This is a genomic window from Halomonas sp. LMYGS-3 (assembly GCF_059509875.1).
Window position 1 is genome coordinate 87,538 of the sequence record NZ_JCAKFQ010000005.1, and the last position, 22,899, is coordinate 110,436.

Below are 22,899 nucleotides of genomic sequence, written 5' to 3' on the forward strand. Positions count from 1 at the left end.
TGGAAAAGGACCTCCGCTCCGACCCGTCCCCGGCGCCGCTCACCACTCAGCAGCGGGGCCGCAATCGTCACACGCCCAGGTAGTCGAGGATGCCCTCGCCAGCCTGGCGGCCCTCGTAGATGGCGGTGACCACCAGGTCGGAGCCGCGCACCATGTCGCCACCGGCGAAGATCTTCTCGTTGGTGGTCTGGAAGGCGTAGGCGCCCTCTTCCGGCGCCTTGACCCGGCCGCGCTCGTCGAGCTCGATGCCCACGGTCGCGAACCAGGGTGCCGGGTTCGGCTGGAAGCCGAAGGCGATGACCACGGCGTCGGCGGGAATGACCTCCTCGGAGCCCGGCACCACCTCGGGGCGCTGGCGCCCGTTCTCGTCGGGCTCGCCGAGGCGGGTGCGCACCACCTTGACGCCCTCGACCTTGCCCTCGCCCATCACCGCCACCGGCTGACGGTTGAACAGGAACTCGACGCCCTCCTCGCGGGCGTTGGCCACCTCACGCCGCGAGCCCGGCATGTTCTCCTCGTCGCGACGATAGGCGCAGGTCACGCTCGTCGCGCCCTGGCGGATCGAGGTGCGGTTGCAATCCATGGCGGTATCGCCGCCACCCAGCACCACCACCCGCTGGCCCTTGAAGGAGATGTAGTCGCGGGGATCCTTCTCGAAGCCGAGGCAGTGGTTGACGTTGGCGATCAGGAAGTCGAGCGCCTTGTGCACCCCGGGCAGGTCCTCGCCCGGGAAGCCGCCCTCCATGTACTTGTAGGTGCCCATGCCGAGGAAGACCGCGTCGTACTCATCGAGCAGGGTGTCGAAGGCGATGTCGCGGCCGATCTCGACGCCGAGACAGAACTCCACGCCCATCTCCTCGAACACCGCCCGGCGACGCTCCATGACGTTCTTCTCGAGCTTGAACTCGGGAATGCCGAAGGTCAGCAGGCCGCCGATCTCCGGGTACTTGTCGAACACCACCGGCTTGACGCCGTTGCGCACCAGGATGTCGGCACAGCCGAGCCCCGCCGGGCCGGCCCCGATCACCGCCACCTTGCGATCGGTCCAGGTCACCTTGGACATGTCGGGGCGCCAGCCCATGGCGAAGGCGGTATCGGTGATGTACTTCTCCACCGAGCCGATGGTCACCGCGCCGAAGCCGTCGTTGAGGGTGCAGTCGCCCTCGCACAGGCGATCCTGGGGGCAGACCCGGCCACACACCTCGGGCAGGGTATTGGTCTTGTGGGACAGCTCCGCCGCCTCGAGGATGTTGCCCTCACTGACCAGCTGCAGCCAGTTGGGGATGTAGTTGTGGACCGGGCACTTCCACTCGCAGTAGGGGTTGCCGCAGTGCAGGCAGCGATGCGCCTGACTGGCCGCCTCCTGGGGCTTGTAGGGCTCGTAGATCTCGGCGAACTCCCGCGAGCGGGTGCGCGCCTCCTTCTTCTTCGGGTCCTGGCGACCCACGTCGATGAACTGGAAATCGTTGCTCAGACGGTTTGCCATGGTCTCTGCTCCTCTCTGCGGGCTGACTCGGAACGCCAACGACTCATTCATTCCGGCTGACGCCGGGACTGGGCGAGCAGGTCGTTGAGGCTCGCTGCCTTGGGCTTCACCAGCCAGAAGTGGCGAATGAAGTCGCTGAAGTCCTCGAGGATCGCCGCGCCCCGGGCAGAGCCGGTCTCGGCGACGAACTCCTCGATGACCTCCCGCAGGTGACGCCGGTAGGCCTCCATGGCCTCGGTGTTCACTCGGTGGATCTCCACCAGTTCATGGTTGTACTTGTCGACGAAGGTGCGGTTTTCGTCGAGCACGTAGGCGAAGCCACCGGTCATGCCGGCACCGAAGTTGACCCCGGTCTCGCCGAGCACGCAGATCAGGCCGCCGGTCATGTACTCGCAGCAGTGGTCGCCGGAGCCCTCGATCACCGCATGGACGCCGGAGTTGCGCACCCCGAAGCGCTCGCCCGCGGTGCCGGCGGCGAACAGCTTGCCGCCGGTGGCACCGTACAGGCAGGTGTTACCGATGATCGCCGTCTTGTGACTCTCGAAGGAGCTGCCCGCCGGCGGCACGATCACCACCTTGCCGCCGTTCATGCCCTTGCCGACGTAGTCGTTGGCGTCGCCCTCCAGGTAGAGGTGCAGGCCGCGGGCGTTCCAGACGCCGAAGCTCTGCCCGGCCACGCCCTTGAAGCGCACGGTGATCGGCGCGTCCTCGAGCCCCTGCTCGCCGTAGCGCTTGGCGATGGCGCCGGAGGCCAACGCCGCGACGGAGCGGTCGCAGTTGGTGATGGCGAACGCGAACTCGCCGCCGGATTTCGCCTCGATGGCGTCGCGCAGCGCCTCGAGCACTTCCTGGTTCTTGGCGCCCGGATCGTGGGGCACATTGCGACTCACCTGGCAGAACTGCGGCGCATCCGCCGGCACGAAGTCGTTCTCGAGCAACGGCGTCAGGTCGAGGTTGCGCTGCGACGGCGTGACGCCCTCGAGCACCTCGAACAGGTCGGTGCGGCCGATCAGGTCGGTGAGCTTTCTCACCCCCAGCATGGCCATCAGTTCGCGCACCTCCTCGGCGATGAAACGGAAGTAGTGCTTGACCATGTCGACGGTGCCGCGGAAGTGCTCGTCGCGCAGGTAGTCGTGCTGGGTGGCCACCCCGGTGGCGCAGTTGTTGAGGTGGCAGATGCGCAGGTACTTGCAGCCCAGCGCCACCATCGGTGCGGTCCCGAAGCCGAAGCTCTCGGCGCCGAGGATCGCCGCCTTGACCACGTCGAGGCCGGTCTTCAGGCCGCCATCGGTCTGCAGGCGGATCTTGTCGCGCAGGCCGTTGATGCGCAGCGCCTGGTGGACCTCGGGCAGGCCCAGTTCCCAGGGCGAGCCGGCGTGCTTGATCGAGGTCAGCGGGCTCGCCGCGGTACCGCCGTCATAGCCGGAGACGGTGATCAGGTCGGCGTAGGCCTTGGCCACGCCGGTGGCGATGGTGCCGATGCCGGGCTCGGAGACCAGCTTGACCGAGACCTGGGCGTCCGGATTGACCTGCTTGAGGTCGAAGATCAGTTGCGCCAGGTCCTCGATGGAGTAGATATCGTGGTGCGGCGGCGGCGAGATCAGGGTCACGCCGGGCACCGAGTAGCGTAGCCGGGCGATCAGCTCGTTGACCTTGCCACCGGGCAACTGGCCGCCCTCGCCGGGCTTGGCGCCCTGGGCCACCTTGATCTGCAGCACCTCGGCGTTGACCAGGTAGGCCGGGGTGACGCCGAAGCGCCCGGAGGCGATCTGCTTGATCTTGGAGGAGCGCACGGTGCCGTAGCGCGCCGGATCCTCGCCGCCCTCGCCGGAGTTGGAGCGACCGCCGGCCTCGTTCATGGCCTGGGCCAGGGCCTCGTGGGCCTCCGGCGACAGCGCGCCCAGTGACATGCCGGCGCTGTCGAAGCGCGGGATCAGCTCCTCGACCGACTCGACCTCCGAAAGCGCAACCGCCTCGGTGGCCGGTTTCAGCCTGAGCAGGTCACGGATGGTGGCCGGCGAGCGCTCGTTGACCAGCGCCGCGAATTTCTTCCACTTGCCGTAGTTGCCCTCCTGCACCGCCTCCTGCAGCGCCTTGATCACGTCCGGGTTGTAGGCATGGTACTCGTGCCCGTGGACGTACTTGACCAGACCGCCCTGGGAGATGCCCTTGCGGGGAATCCAGGCGTCGCGGGCGAGCCACTCCTGCTGCAGCTGCAGCTCGGCGAAGCCGGTGCCCTCGATGCGCGAGGCCATACCGGTGAAGCAGAGCTCCATCACTTCGGAGGAGAGGCCCACGGCCTCGAACAGCTGGGAGCCACGGTAGGAGGCGAGCGTCGAGATCCCCATCTTGGAGAGGATCTTGAACAGCCCCTTCTGCAGCCCCTTGCGGTAGTTCTCGCGGGCGTCGGCGGGGTTGCCGACCAGTTCGCCGGTCCGGTGCATGTCGGCCATGACCTGGTAGGCCAGCCACGGGAAGACCGCGGTGGCGCCCACGCCGAACAGCACCGCCATCTGGTGGGCATCGCGGGCATAGCCGGTCTCCACCACCAGGTTGACCCGCGGACGCAGCGCCAGCTTGCCCAGGTGGTGGTGCACCGCGCCCACGGCCAGGGCAGCATGGATCGGCAGCTGTCCCTTCGCGAGGTCGGCATCCGACAGTACCAGGATCACCTTGCCGTCACTCACCGCGGCCTCGGCCTGGCGGCAGAGCTCAGTAATCGCCCCCTTGAGGCCGACCTGCTCGGGCTCGTAGGCCAGCGACAGGGTATGACTGGCGAAGGCCGGGTCGTCCTGGTCGACCAGCGCGGAGAACTTGCGCGGCGAGAGGATCGGCGTTGTCAGGATGATGCGGTGGGCGTGCTCGGGAGTCGCCTTGAAGACGTTGAGCTCGGCCCCGATGCAGGTTTCCAGCGACATCACGATCGCTTCGCGCAGCGGGTCGATGGCCGGGTTGGTGACCTGGGCGAACTTCTGGCGGAAGTAGTCGGTGAGCAGGCGCTGCTTGCCGGAGAGCACCGCCATGGGGGTGTCGTCGCCCATGGAGCCGACCGCCTCCTGGCCGCTCTCGGCCAGCGGGCGCAGCAACTGGTCGCGCTCCTCGAAGCTGACCTGGAACATCTTCTGGTGCACGCTCAGCTCGTCGGCGTCCATGTTCTGGAAGCTGGCGAGCTCGGTGAGTGCCGACTCCAGGTAGTTGGCCTCCTGCTTCAGCCAGCGCTTGTAGGGGTAGGCCGACTTGAGGCGCTCGTCGATGTCGCCGGTGTGCAGCACCTCGCCGGTCTCGGTGTCCACGGCCAGTATCTGGCCCGGGCCGACGCGGCCCTTGGCCACCACGTCCTCGGGCTGGTAGCCGTAGGTGCCGATCTCGGAGGCGAGGGTGATGTAGCCGTTGCGGGTGATCACCCAGCGGGCCGGACGCAGGCCGTTGCGATCGAGCATGCAGACCGCCTGGCGGCCGTCGGTCATCACCACGCCCGCCGGGCCATCCCAGGGCTCCATGTGCATGGAGTTGTATTCGTAGAAGGCGCGCAGGTCGCCGTCCATGATTTCGACGTTCTGCCAGGCCGGCGGCACCATCATGCGCACCGCACGGTGCAGCTCCATGCCGCCGGTCAGCAGCACCTCGAGCATGTTGTCCATGCTCGAGGAGTCGGACCCGGTGGTATTGACGATCTCGTCGAGCTCGGCGATGTCGGGCAGCCGTTCGTTGACGAAGTTCTCCTTGCGCGAGTTCGCCCAGCCGCGGTTGGCCTCGATGGTGTTGATCTCACCGTTGTGGGCCAGCAGGCGGAACGGCTGCGCCAGCGGCCAGCGCGGCGCGGTATTGGTGGAGAAGCGCTGATGGAAGACGCAGATGGCGGTCTCCAGACGCTCATCGCCCAGGTCGCGGTAGAAGGCCGGCAGGTCGACCGGCATCACCAGGCCCTTGTAGGAGACCACTTCCGGCGATAGCGAACAGACGTAGAAGTCCTCGTCGTCGCGCAGCGCCTGCTCGGCACGGCGGCGGGCCATGAACAGGTCGACATCGAACCGCTTGCCCTCCCCTTCGGCGGGCTCGACGAACAGCTGACGGATGCGCGGCAGGCAGTCCAGGGCCATGGGGCCGCAGACGCTCGGGTCCACCGGCACCTCGCGCCACCCCAGCACCTTCAGGCCGCGGGCCTCGAGCTCGGCCTCCAGGGTCTCGCGTCCACGGGTCTCGCGGGCATCGTCGTCGGGCAGGAAGACCGCGCCCACGGCATAGCGATCGCCCAGCGTGACGCCCAGCGCCTCCCGGGCGATGTCACGCATGAAGGCATCCGGCATCTTCAGCAACAGACCACAGCCGTCGCCGGTCTTGCCGTCGGCGGCGATACCGCCGCGATGGGTCATGCAGGTCAGCGACTCGATGGCGGTCTTGAGAAGATCGTGGCTGGCCTGCCCTTCCATATGGGCGATCAGGCCGAACCCGCAGTTGTCACGGAACTCGCCGGGCTGGTGAAGACCTCTGTTCATGGGCGCGCCTCGGATAAAGGATATTTCTTTTACAGCCGATACATGGTAATCTATCAGGTTATCTTGTTATTTTCGTCGCCATCGAGTGCATCGACTGCGCGGCAAAAAGGCTAACAAGGATAGCGAGCCTGACCGCCTTCACGCAATCACTGCGCCCTTACCGCCCCTTGAAAAACGACGGCAAATCCGGAACTTGCGTCCCAGCCAGGGCAAAAAAACCCAACAAGTCAACGACTTGCAAAACCCTAAAACGAATTTTCAACGCCCAGTCATCGGGCATAGACTTTGGTCTAAAAAGCATCGCCCTCCTCATGCCGATCCGGCATACGGCATACGGATTGACAACCCGACTCCCCCATCGACGCCCACGGGGCGGGAAATCGAAAACGCCGACGCCCGCACGAGGCGGGCGTCGGCAAAGTCGAACGCAAGGGTCACGCCGGGATCAGCGCCGCGGGAACGCTTCGAGCAGCACCTCCAGCGTCTCGGGAGGCGTCTCGTCATGCACGCAAGCCTCCCCCAGCGCACGCAACAGGATCAGCCGCAGCCGGCTGTCGAGGTTCTTCTTGTCCAGGCGCATGAGGTCGAGGAAGTCGTGGGTGCCCATGTCTGCGGGGGCGGCCAATGGCAGGGCCGCGGCCTCGAGAAGGGCCCGCGTCCTCTCCACTTCGGCCTCCGTGAGCCAGCCCAGGCGCTGTGACAGTTCGGCGGCCATCAGAATCCCGACCCCCACGGCCTCGCCGTGCAACCAGTTACCGTAGCCCTGGTACGCCTCGATGGCGTGACCGAAGGTATGCCCCAGATTGAGCAGCGCCCTCACCCCCTGCTCGGTCTCGTCCTCGGCGACGATCTCGGCCTTGAGCGCACAGCTGTGCTCGATGGCCCGGGCCAGGGCCGCGGCCTCGAGGCCGCGCAGCGCGCCCATCTCCGCCTCGAGCCAGGCCAGGAAATCGGCATCGCGGATCAGGCCGTACTTGATCACCTCGGCGAGCCCGGCCGAGAGCTCCCGCGGCGGCAGGGTGGCCAGGGTGTCGGTGTCGATCAGCACCGCCCGGGGCTGCCAGAAGGCACCGACCATGTTCTTGCCGCGCGGATGGTTCACCCCGGTCTTGCCGCCCACCGAGGAGTCCACCTGGGCCAGCAGGGTGGTCGGCACCTGGACGAAGGCCACCCCGCGCTGATAGCAGGCCGCGGCGAAGCCGGCCATGTCGCCGATCACTCCGCCGCCCAGAGCGATGAGCGTGCAGCGGCGGTTGAAGCCGGCCGCGAGCAGCGCATCCCAGATCCGCTCGACGCTGGCCAGGGTCTTGGTCGCCTCGCCGTCGGGCAGCACCAACTCGCGCACCTCGAGATCCTCCGGCAGGCCGGCGCGGCAGCGGTCGAGATAGAGTGGCGCGACGGTCTCGTTGGTGACGATCATCACCTGACGCCCGGCCAGGTAGGGGGCCAGCCAGCGGGGATCACCGAGCAGGCCGGAGCCGATATGGATGGGGTAGCTACGCTCGCCCAGCGCGACCTGGAGGGTGTGCGGGGCGTCCTGGGAGTCGCTCATGGGATCAGGCCTTGCATTGCAGGGGATCGACCAGGCGCGTGACGCGCCGCACGATCTCGTTGACCACGGCCCGCGGGCCGCGGCGATCGGTACGCACGATGATGTCCGCTGTGGCACGGTAGAGCGGATCGCGCAGGGCGAACATCTCGCGCAGCACCTCCTCGCGGTCGCCGCGCTGCAGCAGCGGCCGGTTGCGGTCCTTGGCGGTACGCCTGAGCTGCTGCTCGACGGTGGTGAACAGGTAGATCACGGTGCCGCGCTCACGCAGGGCGCGGCGATTCTCCTCGCGCAGCACCGCCCCGCCGCCGGTCGCGATGACCACGCCCTCGAGGCGGGTCAGCTCGTCGATCATCTGGGTTTCGCGATCGCGAAACCCCGCCTCGCCCTCGACATCGAAGATCCAGGGGATGTCCGCACCGCAGCGCGCCTGGATCTCGTGGTCGCTGTCGAGGAACTCGCGTGACAGTTCGGCCGCCAGCAGGCGGCCAATGGTGCTCTTGCCGGCCCCCATGGGGCCAATCAGTATCAGGTTGGGTAAGTCCAGCATCAGCGAATGGCCAGGCCGTCCTCCAGGATTCTGGGAGTGATGAAGACCAACAACTCCACTTTCTGGTTACTGCTCTCATTGAACCGGAAAAGCCGCCCCAGTACCGGAAGGTCGCCGAAGAACGGGGTCTTGGCCAGCCGGGTCAACTCTTCGGTGGTGAGTATACCACCCAACACGACGGTCTCGCCGTTGTTCACCAGCACCTGGGTCTCGATCTGGTTGGTGTCGATGGCCGGCACCCCGCCGAACACCTGGTCGGCGATGGTGTCGTTGTTGATCACCAGGTCCATGATGATGCGATTGTCCGGGGTGATCTGCGGGGTCACCTCCAGCGACAGCACCGCCTCCTTGAACTGCACGTTGGTCGCCCCGCTCGAGGTCGCCTCCTGATAGGGGATCTCCTGCCCCTGCTTGATCACCGCGGTACGCTGGTTGGCGGTGATCACGCGCGGCTGGGAGATGGTCTGGCTCTTGTTCTCGCTCTCCAGCGCGCGCAGCTCGAGGTCGAGCAGGATATCGCCGGACAGGTAACCGAAGGCGAAGGAGGTGAGCGGGTCGCGGCCGTCACCGCCGAGATCCACCGCCAGGCCGCCCCGCTCCCGCCGGACCAGTTCGTCCGCGACCGGATCGAACCAGATCTGCTGGGGATTCTCGCCACGCGCCGCGCCCCCCAAACGGAAGCGGCTCCCCTCCCGCGACAGCCCCCAGTTGACCCCCAGCTCCTGGGTGACGCCGTCGCGGGCGATGACGATGCGTGCCTCGATCTGCACCTGGCGCACCGCCACGTCGAGCTGGTCGAGGGTACGCAGGATCTCGTCGATCTGCTCGGCGGTGTCCTGGATCAGCAGGGTGTTGGTGCGCTGGTCCACGGCCACCCGGCCGCGCTCCGAGAGCAGGCCGAATCCTTCGGCGCCGCGCAGCAGCCGCGCCAGGTCGTCCGCCTTGGCATAGCGCACCTGGACATACTCCGAGGTCAACGGCGCCAGGGTCTCCATCTGGCTGCGCGCCTCGATTTCCTGGCGCTCGATGTTGGCGAGCTCAGACGCCGGCGCCACCACGATGACGTTACCCTCCTGGCGGCTGGCCAGGCCGTGGCTCTTGAGCACCAGGTCCAGCGCCTGGTCCCAGGGCACGTCCTGGAGGTTGAGGGTCACGCGCCCGGTGACGCTGTCGCTGGCCACCAGGTTGAGGCCGGTGAAGTCGGCGATGATCGCCAGGACCGAGCGCACCTCGATGTCCTGGAAATTCAGGGTGATGCGCTCGCCGGTGTAGGCAAACTGATCGCGGACGCGCTGCTCGCGCTCCGCCTGGGTGATGGGCTGGGCCTCGATGGTCAGTTGGCGACCGCTCTGGGTCGAGAGCATGGCGAATTCGCCGCTGCCCTCGATGTCCAGGGTCACGCCGTCGCGGCCGACCCGGGGCGTGATCCGCCGCAGCGGGGTGCCGAAGTCGCTGACATCGTAGACCTGGTTCAGCGAATCGGGCAGCGCGACGTCGCGCAGATCGGCGGTGATGCGGTTGCGGCCGGCCTCCCGCACCCGGGCATCGACGCCGGCCCGGTCGAAGGTGACGATCAGCCGCCCGGCCCCGCCATCGCCACGGCGGAAGTCGATGTTCTCGACAGTGGGGCCACCGGCACTGACCGGGGCCGGGGCCGGCGCACGGCTCGGCGTCGCCGCCGGCGCGACCTCGGTGGTCCGGCTGGCGACCCCACCCCCGATGGAGAGCCGCAGCCGGTCGCCCTGCTGCGTGGTGTTGTAGGGCAGCGGGCCCGACAGGTCGAAGACCAGCCGGGTCCGGGAGCCGGCCTCCAGGGCGGTGACCTGCTCGACCCCGCCGATGCCGAGGTCGAAGCGACGCTGGTCGAGCCGGCTCGCGGTATCCATCAGGTCGATGGTCAGCCGGGGGGGATCGTCGAGCCGATAGCCCCGCACCTCGGGCACCGGCCCGCTGAACCCCAGGTCCACCTCCAGCTCGCCGCCGCTGCCCTGCCGGAAGTCCAACTCATCCAGGGTGGAGGCCGCCAGGGCCACCGAGGAGACCGCCAGCAGCATCAGTGTCGCGAGCCCGCGCATCATCTGTGTCATCGTTCCCTTCCCCCGCTGCAGTGTCGCCCGCCCCTGCGCGGCGACACCCGTGTTATCGGTTCTGCGTGCGCCGTCAGTCATCCAGCGACAGTCGCGTGCTGCGTTCGATCCAGCCACCGCGCCCCGTGGGCACCACCTCGACCAGCTGCACCGAGCTGTCCGTGATGCTGATGATACGGCCGAAATCGCTGCCCAGGTGGTTGCCGACCCGCAGGCGATGCACCTGGCCGTCCGGTGCGCGCACCAGGGCCGAGGGTTGCCCGCCCACCTGCAGGGTCCCCACCAGGTCGAGCTCGCCGAGGCCGAAGGCCTCCAGCGGCTCACGGGGCCGCGCCAGGTCCGGCGCCAGGTCCGCGGAGCCGCGCGGCGGCTGCTCCGCCTCCGGCAGCCGGGCCACGAAGGGGCTGCGCCGGTCGGCCTCGTCATAGGGCACCGCCTCGTACTCGGGGATCTCGGGCAGCTCCACCCGAGTCACCGGGCCGGGGTCGTTGCGAATCGCTGCGAGATCGCGATCGAGGTCGCCCAGCTCGGGATCGGCACAGCCGGCCAGCAGCACCAGCCCCCCGAGCACGGAGCCAAGCGCCTTGCGTGTTCCGCTCATGGCGCCTCCTCCTCGCTCGGCCGATAGCTGTAGGTCCGGGCCAGCATCGACAGCCGCAGGCGCTGGCCGCTCCCTCCCTCGACGGGCGCCAGGGTGAAGTCGTGCTGGGTGACGATGCGTGGCAGGCCGGCGACAGCCGCCAGGAAGGCCGCCACCCGATGGTAATCGCCCTGGACCTGGATATCGAAGGGCTGTTCGGTGTAATACTCCTGGGCCACCGGGCTGCGCAGGCGGACGAAGTCGATGGCCAACTGGTTGTCGATGGCCGCCTCGCTGATGCTGTCGATCAGTGACGGTATCTCGGCACCGGACGGCAGCATCTCGCGCAGCGTCGCCATCTGCGCCTCGAGGACCGCCATCTGCTCGCGCATCAGCGGCAGGTTGGCCGCCTGGGCGGCCTTGCTGCGGTAGTCGCGCAGCAGTCGCGCCTCCTCGGTCCGCACCCTGTCCAGCTCCTCGGCCTTGGGGGCAGCCAGGTACCAGTGCATGCCAGCGAAGGTCAGCCCCAGGGCCAACAGGCAACAGAGCAACTGCAGCGACCAGGGCCAGCCACCCGCCTCCTTGATGTCCAACTCGCGCCAATCCAGCTCGCGGAGTCGGCGCAGCTCCCCCTTGAGGTTCATGGCACCTCCTGTGCGTTCGCGGCCGAATCGTCGGCCGGCGTGCGCTGATTCATGCTCAGGCTGAAGCGACGACGCTCCCCGCCCCCCTCGGCCTCCACCTCGGAGAGCACCGGCACCGAAAAGGAATCGGCCGCCGCCAGGGCGCGCAGCTGGTCGGAAACCTGCCGATTGTTCTCGGCCAGGCCCGCCAGGCGCAGGCTCTCCTGCTGGCGCACGAACTGGGTGTAGTGCACACCATCGACCAGGCTGGTGGCGAGATCGCCAAACACACGGACGGTCTGGGTACGCCCCATCTGCAGGTCGGTGAAGACCTGGATCTGTTCGAGCATGCGCTCGCGGATCGCCTCCAGCTCGCTGATCTCGCGGATGGCGGTATCGAGCTGCCGGCTCTGGGCCTCGATATGGGCGTTGCGCTGCTGCTGCGACTCGAACTGCTGCTCGTAGTACCAGGTCATCCCGTAGCCCCCACCAAGCCCCAGCACCGCCATCAGCCCCAGCGCCACGAAGAAACGCTTGCTGTGCCGAGCGCGAACCTCTTCCCGCCAGGGCAGTAGATTGATCTCGATGGTCATGAAGGGGACCTCATCGCCAGGCCGCAGGCCGTGAGCATGGCCGGCGCATCACCGGCCAGGGTCTGCACGTCGATGCGGGTGTTGACCTTCATGCGTTGGAGGGGGTTGGCGATCACCACCTCCATGCCGCTCTCCTGACCCAGACGCTCGGCCAGGCCGGGAATCACGCAGGAGCCACCGGCCAGCACCATGCGCCGCACCTCGTGCTTGCGCCCGGCGGTGTAGTAGAGTTGCAGGGAGCGCCCGACCTGTTGCACCAGAGTGTCGAGGAAGGGGTCGAGTACGCTGTGCTGGTAATCCTCGGGCAATCCTCCGCGTTTCTTGGCCAGACCGGCCTCCTCCAGACTCAACCCGTAGCGGTTGCGGATCTCCTCGGTGAGCTGGCGGCCGCCGAAGACGGTATCGCGACTGTAGACGATGCGCCCTTCGCGCAGCACGTGAAAGGCATTCATGGTGGCGCCGATGTCCACCAGAGCCACGCAATCCTCCTCGCCACCGACGGTCGGCAGCTGGTGGCGGAGCTCGGTGAAGGCCCGCTCCATGGCAAAGGTCTCCACGTCCACCGCCGCAGGGATCAGGCCTGCCTGCAGCAGGGCATCGGTCAGCTGGCCGACGTCCTGCTGGCGGCAGGCGACCAGCAGCACATCCTGCTGGTCGCCGTAGCGGGCATTGAGGCCCAGGCGCTGAAAATCGAAGGCGACCTCACTGAACGGAAAGGGGATGTGCTTGTCCGAGTCGAGTTGGATGCGCGCCTCGATCTCGTCGTCGTTGAGCGAGGCGGGCAGGGTAAGGGTCTTGGTGATCGCCGCACTGGCCGGCACCGCCACCGCGGCCCGGCGGGAAGCCGGCCGAGCCTGCTGGACCGCGCGCGCGAGGGCGTCGACCACTTCACCCATGTCACGGATCCGTCGCTCGACCACCGCCCCCTCGCGCAGCGGTCGAACGGCGTAGCTGTCGACCTGATAGTGGGCGCCGGTTCGCTTGAGTTCGATGAGCTTGACGGTGGCCGAGGTGATATCGACACCGATCAGTCCCTTGCCGGATGCTCTGAGTCGCATCTAGGTCATGCCCCTGCTGATCCATGCGGCTTGCCGCTCATGAAGATGTTTCACCCCTCCGGTAGGAGGAATGGGCCACGGGAATCATACCTCCCCCTGTAATCAGAGGTTACATGATATTGCCAAATCAAACACGGCAAACCCTGTCGCCAAACGTCAACGCTGGTGGCGACTCGCCCAGCTTCCTATAATGGCGGCGCAAAGGACAACCTTCCCTGTCGCCGCCTGACTGCCCCTGTTCTCATCACGGATACCGCGATTTCATGAAGTTTCTCAGAACCCTGATCTTTTCGGCCGCGTGGTTGCTGGTATCGCTCACCGCCGCCACGGTCCTGGGCGTGGTGGGCGCCGCTCTCTATTTCGCCCCGGGCCTGCCCGATGTCCGCCAATTGCAGGATTTCGAGTTGCATACCCCGCTGCGCATCTTCACCCGCGACGGCAAGCTGATCGGCGAGTTCGGCGACGAGCGTCGCATGCCCGTGGAGTTCGGCGAAATCCCGCCGGAGATGGTCCAGGCGCTGCTGGCGGCCGAGGACTCGGCCTACTTCGAGCACCGCGGCGTCGACCCCCGCGGACTGGCCCGGGCTGCCCTCGAACTGGTTTCCAGCGGCGGTGACATCCAGTCCGGCGGTTCCACCATCACCATGCAGGTGGCGCGCAACTACCTGTTGACCCTGGACCGCACCTTCACCCGCAAGATCCGTGAGATCCTGCTGGCCCTGCAGATGGAGCAGATCCTCTCCAAGGAGGAGATCCTCGAGCTCTACGTCAACAAGATCTTCCTCGGTCACCGTGCCTACGGCATCGCCGCGGCGTCCGAGACCTACTACAACCGCCCCCTCGACGAGCTGACGCTGGCCGAGAAGGCGATGATCGCCGGCCTGCCCAAGGCGCCCTCCTCCTTCAACCCGCTGGCCAACCCCGAGCGCTCGCTGATCCGCCGCAACTGGATCCTGTTCCGCATGCGCGAGCTGGGCCATATCGACCAGGCCGCCTACGACGAGGCGGTACAGGCGCCGATCACCGCCCGTCGCCACATCACCCGGCCCGAAGTCGATGCCGACTACGTGGCCGAGATGGCCCGCCAGTTCGCCGTCGAGCGTTTCGGCGCCGAGGAGGCCTATACCGGCGGGTATCGCATCCACACCACCCTCGACAGTGAGCTCCAGCCCTATGCCCGTCGCGCCCTGGCCGACGGCCTGATCGCCTACGATACCCGCCACGGCTGGCGCGGCCCCGAGGAGCGCGACATCCCGCCGAGCCTGGTCGAGGCGCAGGACCGCACCGAACGCCAGGGACTCGAGGAGGAGCTCTCCGAGTCCCCCGAGGTGATGCAGACCGCTCGCCGCGCCGCCGAGCGCAGCCAGACCGAGGTCGAGGGCATCGACGGCGACGTCAGCAACTGGCTGCAGGTGCTCGAGCGCACCCCCGGCTTCGGCCCGCTGCAGCCGGCCATCGTGGTGTCGAGCGAAGGCCGCGAGATGCGGGTCATGGCGCGCGGCGGCGAGCTGCACACCATCGGCTGGGACGGGCTGAACTGGGCGCGCCCCTATCTCAGCGCCCGGAGTCGCGGCCCCGAACCGGGGTCCGCCGCCGAGATCGCCGAACCCGGCGACCTGGTGCGCATCCTCGCCCGGGAGGACGGCAGCCATCGCCTCTCCCAGCGTCCCGATGCCGAGGGCTCGCTGGTGGTGATGGAACCCGACACCGGCGCCATCCTCGCCCTCCAGGGCGGCTTCAGCTTCAGCGCCAGCAAGTTCAACCGTGCGGTCCAGGCACAGCGCCAGTCCGGCTCGATCTTCAAGCCCTTCGTCTACCTGGCCGCTCTGGACAGCGGCCTGATGACCGCCGCCAGCGTCGTCAACGACGCCCCGGTGGTGCTGGAAGACGGCAGCAACGAGCTGTGGCGCCCGGTCAACTCGAGCCGGGACTTCCTCGGCCCCACCCGGTTACGGGTGGCCTTGGCCCGCTCGCGCAACCTGGTCACCATCCGCGTATTGCAGCAGGTGGGGATGGAAGCCACCCTCGACTTCCTCAAGGGCTTCGGCTTCGCCGAGGGGCGCCTGCCCAACGGGCTGTCGCTGGCGCTCGGCAGCGCCGACCTGACGCCACTGGAGATGACCAACGCCTATGCGGTGCTGGCCAACGGCGGCTTCCAGGTCTCCCCCTGGTTCATCGAGCGCATCACCCGCGGCGACGACAGCAACGTGCTCGACGAGGCATTGCCGACGGTCGCCTGCCGTGCCTGCCGCGACGACCAGACCGAGGTGGAGATCGACGGCCGCCGCCACCCGGTGGCGCCCCGCGTGGCCGACCCCACCGCCGTGTACATCCTGCGCGACATGTTGCGCGACGTGATCGAGAGCGGCACCGGCCGCGCCGCCCTGGAGCTGGGGCGCGACGATCTGGTCGGCAAGACCGGCACCACCAACGGCTATCGGGACGCCTGGTTCGCCGGCTATAACAGCGACCTGGTGGCCACCGTCTGGGTGGGCAAGGACGACAACGAGACCATCGCCGAATACGGCGGCAACGCCGCCCTGCCGATCTGGATCGACTTCATGCGCGACGCCCTCGACGGACGCCCCGAGGCATTCCCGGAACCCCCCGCCGAGCTCGTGACCGCTCGCGTGGACCCCCAGTCCGGCCGGCTCCTGCACGACGGTGAAACCGGCGGGATCAGGGAGATCTTCCACCCCGACTTCATGCCCGACTACCAGTCACGCCGCGTCGACCGCGAGGTGGAACAGCGCAGCGGATCGCAGGGAACCGGGGCCTATGAGGCCATCTTCTGAGCAAGCTCTTCCGGCGGCAGGGATGCCGCCCGTCCCATCTGCCAACCGCGAGCGCCGCCTTCGGCGGCCCCCGACAACCGGCAACCCGTGGAGATACCCATGCCACGTTCCGCGACAAGCCGCTCCAGGGCGTCCTGGTGGGCATTGTGCGGCCTGCTGGCAGCCGCCGGCAATGTACAGGCCAGCCCCTTCTATGCCCCGCCGCCTCCCGACGAGGATGCCAAGACCTTCAGCGGCGAAGCCGAGCTAGGCTACACCCGGCTCTCCGGCAACACCGATAGCCAGACCCTGATCGGCAAGGGGCGCCTGACCTGGCTCAACGGCAGATGGACCCACACCCTGCGCGGCGAGGCACGCAACGTCGCCCGCGACGGCGACACCAGCGCCGAGCAATACCTGCTCGCCGGGCGTGAGCGCTACGACCTCGACGGCTCTCACTACCTGTTCGGCTTTGCCCGCTGGGAGAAGGACCGTTTCAGCGGCTATGACCAGCAGTTCACCACCATCGCCGGCTATGGCCGCGATGTGTTCGAGACCGAGCGCCAGCTGCTCTCGCTGGAAGCCGGCCCCGGCGTTCGCCACGACCGCATCCGGGAGGAGGAGAACGAGACCCTGGCGGTGGCCTACAGCGCCCTGGCCTACGAGTACGACCTCTCCGATACCTCGGCCCTGACACAGGAGCTCTCGGTGGAGGCCACCGACGACAACACCACCTCCCGCTCGCTGTCGTCGCTCACGGCCCGTCTCAACTCGCGCCTGGCGTTGAAGCTCTCCCACGAGATCAAGCACAACTCACAGCCACCCGAGGTCGCCATGGCCCGCACCGACCACACCACCAGCGCCTCGCTGCTCTACAGCTGGTAGCCCGCTCCCGTAGCTGCCGGCATCCCCGGTGGCCAGACACGACGACGCCGGCCCGATGATGGGCCGGCGTCGATCTGGGGCGAAGCCGCGAGCAGCGATCGATCAGTCGCCGTAGACGTCATCCACGGTGGCCAGCGGGTAGTGGGAGGGATAGGGCTTGCGCGCCACGCCGGAGTCCACCGCCGCCTGGGCCACCGCCGACGAGATGCGCTCGAGCAGCCGCACGTCCACGGGCGTGGGGATGATGTAGTCGGGGCCGAAGCTCATGCTCTCCTTCTCGTACGCCTCGAGCACCGCCTGGGGCACCGGCTCACGGGCCAGGTCCTTGAGCGCATGCACCGCGGCCACCTTCATCTCCTCGTTGATACGGGTCGCCCGCACGTCCAGGGCACCACGGAAGATGAAGGGGAAGCCCAACACATTGTTGACCTGATTGGGATAGTCGGAGCGACCAGTGGCCATGATCACGTCGGGACGCGTCTCGCGGGCCAGTTCGGGATCGATCTCGGGATCCGGGTTGGTGCAGGCGAAGACCACCGGAGTCGGGGCCATCTTGCGGATATGTTCAGCGGTCATCAGCCCCGGGCCGGACAGACCGACGAAGACATCGGCACCGTCGATGGCATCATCCAGGGTGCGCTTGTCGGTGTCGACGGCAAACATCGCCTTGTACTGGTTGAGGTCCTCACGACCGGTATGGATCACGCCCTTGCGGTCGAGCATCACGATGTTCTCGGGGTGAGCCCCGCAGGAGACCAGCAGCTTCATGCAGGCGATCGCCGCCGCACCGGCACCCAGGCAGACGATGCGTGCCTCGTCCAGCGACTTGCCGGCGATGTCCAGGGCATTGAGCATGCCGGCCGCGGTGACGATGGCGGTCCCGTGCTGGTCGTCGTGAAAAACCGGAATGTTGCACTGCTCGATCAGCGCCTGCTCGATCTCGAAGCACTCCGGCGCCTTGATGTCCTCGAGATTGATGCCGCCCCAGGTATCAGCGATACGCGCCACGGTGTCGATGAACGCCTGGGGGCTCTCGGCGTTGACCTCGACGTCCACCGAGTTGATGCCGGCAAAACGCTTGAACAGCACCCCCTTGCCCTCCATCACCGGCTTGCTCGCCAGCGGACCCAGGTTGCCCAGGCCGAGGATGGCGCTGCCGTCGGAAATCACCGCCACCAGGTTCCCCTTGCCGGTGTAGAGGTAGGCATTCTCCGGATCGCGAGCGATCTCGCGGACAGGCTCGGCGACGCCCGGGCTGTAGGCCAGGGACAGATCCCGGGCCGTGGCGGTGGGCTTGGTCAGCTCTACCGACAGCTTTCCGGGAATGGGTTTCGCGTGGTAATCCAGCGCCGCCTTTCTTGCGTCTGTCATGCTCTCGATCCGGTCAGGTAACGTAAGGGGCCGCCAGAATATAGAAAAATCTTCCACACCTCAACCGAGGGGATTTTCCCACCTTTTGGTCGCTCGTTTGACACCGTTCGCCGTCATTTGTTGAAACTTATATCTGATGCGGCCAGCCATAAAGCATCGCTTATCGATACGTGCGAGGCGCCGACATGCGCGGACACAAAAAGACCCGCCACCGGGGCGGGTCTCTTCGACGGTCGCCCTCGGGGGCCGACGACGTCACGGGGCGGCGATCAGCCCCGCTTGATGGCGGCACCGAAACGCTTGTTGAAGCGCTCGACACGCCCGCCGGTGGTCGCCTGCTTCTGCTTGCCAGTATAGAAGGGGTGGCACTGCGAGCAGACATCCAGTGACAGGTCGTGACCCACGGTGGAGCCGACCTCGAAGGTGGCGCCGCAGGAACAGGTCGCGGTGACCGTCTTGTAATCCGGGTGGATACCTTGTTTCATCTTGAGCCTCATGAAGCTGTATGCCGCCACCTGATCCGCTGCCAGGCACCGCATACGGGTTTCTGTCGACGTACGAACCGGTTTTGCCGCCACGCACACCCGTGCATGGCGGCCGGGCATTCTAGCAGAGCCAAGGCCGGAGGCCAATTGTCCAATTCTCCTCACCCGGACACGCCCCGCGTGCTGGGCATCGCCATTCCCTCGCCACTCCGCCGCCTGTTCGACTATCGTCCCTGCCGCGAGGCCCCGGCCGGCGGCTGGCAGCCGGGGCTGCGCGTGCGGGTTCCCTTCGGGCGCCGCCAAGTGGTGGGCGTGGTGGTCGAGTGTCGCGACGAGAGCGAACTGGCTCCGTCCCGACTGAAGCCTGTCGAGGCCTGCCTCGACCCGGTTCCCCTGCCCGCCGACTGGCTGTGGCTGTGCCGTTTCACCGCCCGCTACTACCAGCATGCCCTGGGCGATACCCTGCACCAGGCCCTGCCGGTGCTGCTTCGCCAGGGCCGCCCCCTGGAGGCCCGGACCCGCGAACGCTGGCAGCTCACCCCCGCCGGCCTGGTACCCGCTCCGCCGGGGCTCGCCCGCGCACCACGCCAGGCCGAGCTGCTGGCGATGCTGCGCCAGCACCCCCACGGCCTCGGCGCCCAGGCGATTCTCGCCCAGTCGTTCACCCGCGAGCAGCTCCGCGCCCTGGCCGACAAGGGCCTGGTCAGCCGGCACGAGGAGCCACTCACCGCGGGCTGGAAGGCCGGAGGAGACCACCTGCTCGCCGAGCCGTCCCTGCCGCTCAACGGCGAGCAGGCCGCGGCACTCGCCGTGCTCCACGAGCGCCTCGACGCCTATCACCCCTGCCTGCTCGAGGGGGTCACCGGCAGCGGCAAGACCGAGGTCTACCTGCAGCTGATCGAGGCGGTGGTGGGCCGCGGCCGTCAGGCCCTGGTGCTGGTCCCCGAGATCGGCCTCACCCCCCAGACCCTGGCTCGATTTCGTCAGCGCTTCCGGGTACCGGTGGTGGCGCTGCACTCGGGACTCTCCGACAACGAGCGCCTCGACGCCTGGGAGGCCGCCGCCAGCGGCCGCGCCCCCATCGTCATCGGCACCCGGTCGGCGGTGTTCACGCCGCTGGCCCGGCCCGGGGCGATCATCGTCGATGAGGAGCACGACGGCTCCTTCAAGCAGCAGGACGGCCTGCGCTACCACGCTCGCGATCTCGCCGTGGCCCGGGCCCATCACCACGGCATCCCCGTGGTGCTGGGCAGTGCCACCCCGTCGCTGGAGAGCCTGGCGCGGGCTCGCGGCGGCGACTGGCGGCACCTGACGCTGACCCGCCGCGCCAGCCGCCACGCCCCGGCCCGCCTCGAGTTGATCGACCTGCGCGGCCGCCCCCGGCAGGGCGGGCTGATCCCCCCGGCGATCGACGCCATCCGCGAGACGCTCGCCGCCGGCCACCAGGTGCTGGTATTCATCAACCGCCGCGGCTTCGCGCCGACGCTCGCCTGCCACGCCTGCGGCTGGCTCGCCGAATGCGACCACTGCGACGCCCGCATGACCCTGCACCGCCAGCCGGCGTTGCTCGCCTGCCACCACTGCGACCGCCGCCGCGCCCTGCCCGACGCCTGCCCGAGCTGTGGCAGTGTCGACCTGCGCCCCCTGGGCAGCGGCACCGAGCGCACCGAGGAGACCCTGGCGGCGCTGTTCCCGGAGGTGCCGGTGCACCGCATCGACCGCGACAGCACCCGACGCCGCGACGCCTTCGAGCGCGTGCTCGCCGGGGTGCGCCGCGGCGGCCCCTGCCTGCTGGTCGGCACCCAGATGCTGGCCAAGGGCCACCACCTGCCCCACGTGACCCTGGTGGTGGTGGTCAACGCCGACGCCGGCCTCTACGCCAGCGACTTCCGCGCCCTGGAGCAGAGCGCCCAGCTACTGGTCCAGGTGGCCGGGCGCGCCGGACGCGCCGCCCACCCCGGCCGGGTGCTGGTGCAGACCCTCCACCACGACGACCCGCACCTGAAGCTGCTGGCCGAACGGGGCTACGCCGCCCTGGCCGACCAGTTGCTGGCGGAGCGCCGGGCCGCCGGCCTGCCGCCCTTCCGCTTCCTGGCCCTGCTGCGCCTGGAGAGCCCCGGGGAAGCGGCGGTGAACGCCCTCGGTGCCCAGGCCGCCGAGGCCCTGCGCGGCCGGATCCACGAACGCGGCCTCGAGGTGGACTGCCTCGGCCCGGTGCCGGCGCCCATGGAGCGCCGCCAGAACCGCTACCACCTGCAGCTGATGCTCGCCGGCTCGCGTCGCAGCGCCCTGCACGAGGCCGGTGCCTGGCTGATCGCCTGGCTCGAGGCCTCGCCCGAGGCTCGCCGGGTACGCTGGTCGCTGGATATCGATCCGCAGACGCTGGCCTAGCCACGAGCCACGAGCCACGAGCCACGAGCCACGAGCCACGAGCCACGAGCCACGAGCCACGAGCCACGAGCCACGAGCCACGAGCCACGAGCCACGAGCCACGAGCGATCAGTCTACACTCGAAGCCCGAAGCCGGGCTGGGGTTTAAAGCCACGCCACAATTGCCGATAATGGCCACCCATGCCCGCCCACGGGCACCGTATTTCCACGCCCGAGCCCACCGCGAGCGCCTCGTCATCGCCCTTTACCTCGCACCGGCCGGCGCCACAGGACATCCGACGCTTCATGAAAGACACCATCATCACCCTGCTCGAGGGCGCCCTCGATACTCTCAAGCAGCGGGGCGTGCTGCCCGCCGAGCTCTCGCCGACCATCAAGGTCGATCCCACCCGCGACAAGGCCCACGGCGACTACGCCACCAACCTGGCGCTGATGCTGGCCAAGCCCGCCGGCAAGAAGCCCCGTGAGCTCGCCGAGGCGCTGGTCGGCGCCTTGCCCGAGAGCGACGCCGTGAGCAAGGTGGAGATCGCCGGCCCGGGCTTCGTCAACTTCTTCGCCACCACCGATGCTGCCGCCCAGGTGGTTCGCCAGGTGCTCGAGGCGGGGGACGCCTTCGGGCGCAGCCTCTCCGGCCAGGGCCGCAAGGTGCAGGTGGAGTTCGTCTCCGCCAACCCCACCGGCCCGCTGCACGTCGGCCACGGCCGCGGCGCGGCCATCGGCGACTGCATCTGCCGGCTGCTCGAGGCCACCGGCCATGACGTGACCCGCGAGTTCTATTACAACGATGCCGGTGCCCAGATCAGCAACCTGGCACTCTCGGTGCAGGCCAGGGTCAAGGGCATCGACCCCGACGACGACGGCTGGCCCGCCGACGGTTACCGCGGCGGCTACATCATCGACGTGGCCAACGCCTACCTGGCCGGCGAGACGGTCCACGCCGACGACCGCCACGTTACCGCCAAGGGCGACCCCGATGACCTCGACGCCATCCGTGACTTCGCCGTGGCCTACCTGCGCCGCGAGCAGGATCTCGACCTGCGCGCCTTCGGCGTCGAGTTCGACGTCTACTTCCTCGAGTCCTCGCTCTACCAGGACGGCAAGGTCGAGGAGGCCGTCGAGCGGCTGATCGCCGGCGGCCACACCTATGAGCAGGACGGCGCCCTGTGGCTGCGTACCACCGATTTCGGCGACGACAAGGACCGGGTGATGCGCAAGACGGACGGCAGCTACACCTACTTCCTGCCCGACGTCGCCTACCACCTCGACAAGTGGCAGCGCGGTTTCACCACCGTGATCAACGAGCAGGGCGCCGACCACCACTCCACCGTGACCCGGGTGCGCGCCGGCCTGCAGGCCCTGGAGGCCGGCATCCCCCGGGGCTGGCCCGACTACGTGCTGCACCAGATGGTGATGGTCACCCGCTCGGGAGTCGAGGTGAAGCTCTCCAAGCGCGCCGGCAGCTATGTCACGGTGCGCGACCTGATCGACGAGGTCGGCCGCGACGCGACCCGCTTCTTCCTGGCCGCCCGCCGGGCCGACTCCCAGCTCACCTTCGACATCGACCTGGCCCGCTCCCAGTCCAACGACAACCCGGTCTACTATGTCCAGTACGCCCACGCCCGGGTCTGCAGCATGCTGCGCCGCGCCGAGGCCGCCGACATGGCCTTCGACATCGACCTGGCCCTGGACAGCCTCACGCTGCTCGCCGAGGATCAGGAAAAGGCCCTGCTGAACCGTCTTTCCCGCTACCCTGAGGTGGTCGAGCACGCCACCGCGTCTCGCGAGCCTCAGCAGATCGCCCAGTACCTGCTCGACCTCGCCGCCGAGTTCCACACCTGCTACAACGCCGTGAAGGTGATGGTCGAGGACGACGCCCTGCGCAACGCCCGCCTGGCGCTGGGCCTGGCGACCCGCCAGGTGCTGCGCAACGGCCTCGACCTGATGGGTGTCGGTGCTCCCGAGGAGATGTAA

The 22,899-nt window shown here is 68.2% G+C and carries 15 protein-coding genes; 4 read left to right on the forward strand and 11 right to left on the reverse strand.

What is annotated here, in order from left to right; all coding sequences use genetic code 11:
* Positions 1 to 67: 67 nt before the first annotated feature.
* The 9 genes from AC5W54_RS06470 to pilM form a co-directional block, all read right to left on the reverse strand.
* The gene (locus tag AC5W54_RS06470; protein WP_495961250.1) at positions 68 to 1,486 is read right to left on the reverse strand and encodes an FAD-dependent oxidoreductase; all 1,419 of its coding nucleotides are present in this window, start codon (positions 1,484 to 1,486) and stop codon (positions 68 to 70) included.
* Between the two features lie 47 nt (positions 1,487 to 1,533).
* Complete coding sequence (gene gltB, locus AC5W54_RS06475) at positions 1,534 to 5,982, reverse strand: glutamate synthase large subunit (protein ID WP_495961251.1); 4,449 nt, start codon at positions 5,980 to 5,982, stop codon at positions 1,534 to 1,536.
* A 445-nt stretch (positions 5,983 to 6,427) separates the two neighbouring features.
* Complete coding sequence (aroB, locus tag AC5W54_RS06480; RefSeq protein ID WP_495961252.1) at positions 6,428 to 7,534, reverse strand: 3-dehydroquinate synthase; 1,107 nt, start codon at positions 7,532 to 7,534, stop codon at positions 6,428 to 6,430.
* Between the two features lie 4 nt (positions 7,535 to 7,538).
* Entirely contained in the window at positions 7,539 to 8,081 is a 543-nt protein-coding gene (gene aroK, locus AC5W54_RS06485; protein WP_495961253.1) for a shikimate kinase AroK, read from the reverse strand.
* On the reverse strand, positions 8,081 to 10,168 hold the full coding sequence (locus AC5W54_RS06490) for a type IV pilus secretin PilQ (RefSeq protein WP_495961254.1): 2,088 nt from the start codon (positions 10,166 to 10,168) through the stop codon (positions 8,081 to 8,083). The genes aroK and AC5W54_RS06490 overlap by 1 nt, the downstream gene beginning before the upstream one ends.
* A gap of 73 nt (positions 10,169 to 10,241) precedes the next feature.
* Entirely contained in the window at positions 10,242 to 10,769 is a 528-nt protein-coding gene (locus AC5W54_RS06495) for a pilus assembly protein PilP (protein ID WP_495961255.1), read from the reverse strand.
* Positions 10,766 to 11,392 (reverse strand): type IV pilus inner membrane component PilO, encoded by a 627-nt coding sequence (locus tag AC5W54_RS06500; protein ID WP_495961256.1) that lies wholly within the window; start codon positions 11,390 to 11,392, stop codon positions 10,766 to 10,768. The genes AC5W54_RS06495 and AC5W54_RS06500 overlap by 4 nt, the downstream gene beginning before the upstream one ends.
* Complete coding sequence (locus AC5W54_RS06505) at positions 11,389 to 11,964, reverse strand: PilN domain-containing protein (RefSeq protein WP_495961257.1); 576 nt, start codon at positions 11,962 to 11,964, stop codon at positions 11,389 to 11,391. The genes AC5W54_RS06500 and AC5W54_RS06505 overlap by 4 nt, the downstream gene beginning before the upstream one ends.
* A complete protein-coding gene (gene pilM / locus AC5W54_RS06510) occupies positions 11,961 to 13,022 on the reverse strand; it encodes a type IV pilus assembly protein PilM (protein ID WP_495961258.1) in 1,062 nt (353 codons plus the stop codon). Before pilM ends, AC5W54_RS06505 begins: the two co-directional genes overlap by 4 nt.
* A 263-nt stretch (positions 13,023 to 13,285) precedes the next feature.
* On the opposite strand from pilM, the gene AC5W54_RS06515 reads away from it, so the two are divergent.
* Complete coding sequence (locus AC5W54_RS06515) at positions 13,286 to 15,817, forward strand: penicillin-binding protein 1A (protein ID WP_495961259.1); 2,532 nt, start codon at positions 13,286 to 13,288, stop codon at positions 15,815 to 15,817.
* A 99-nt stretch (positions 15,818 to 15,916) separates the two neighbouring features.
* The gene (locus AC5W54_RS06520; RefSeq protein ID WP_495961260.1) at positions 15,917 to 16,681 is read left to right on the forward strand and encodes a DUF481 domain-containing protein; all 765 of its coding nucleotides are present in this window, start codon (positions 15,917 to 15,919) and stop codon (positions 16,679 to 16,681) included.
* Between the two features lie 102 nt (positions 16,682 to 16,783).
* Here AC5W54_RS06520 and AC5W54_RS06525 read toward each other — a convergent pair whose 3' ends face one another.
* Positions 16,784 to 18,052, reverse strand: a complete 1,269-nt coding sequence (locus AC5W54_RS06525; RefSeq protein ID WP_495961261.1) for a malic enzyme-like NAD(P)-binding protein — start codon at positions 18,050 to 18,052, stop codon at positions 16,784 to 16,786.
* A 269-nt stretch (positions 18,053 to 18,321) separates the two neighbouring features.
* Positions 18,322 to 18,537: a 50S ribosomal protein L31 gene (gene rpmE, locus AC5W54_RS06530; protein WP_110282993.1), complete on the reverse strand. Its 216-nt coding sequence runs from the start codon at positions 18,535 to 18,537 to the stop codon at positions 18,322 to 18,324.
* A gap of 105 nt (positions 18,538 to 18,642) precedes the next feature.
* Between rpmE and AC5W54_RS06535 the strand changes: the two genes are divergently transcribed.
* On the forward strand, positions 18,643 to 20,928 hold the full coding sequence (locus tag AC5W54_RS06535; protein ID WP_495961262.1) for a primosomal protein N': 2,286 nt from the start codon (positions 18,643 to 18,645) through the stop codon (positions 20,926 to 20,928).
* A 285-nt stretch (positions 20,929 to 21,213) separates the two neighbouring features.
* Positions 21,214 to 22,899, forward strand: coding sequence for an arginine--tRNA ligase (argS, locus tag AC5W54_RS06540; protein WP_495961263.1), 1,686 nt, complete (start codon positions 21,214 to 21,216; stop codon positions 22,897 to 22,899).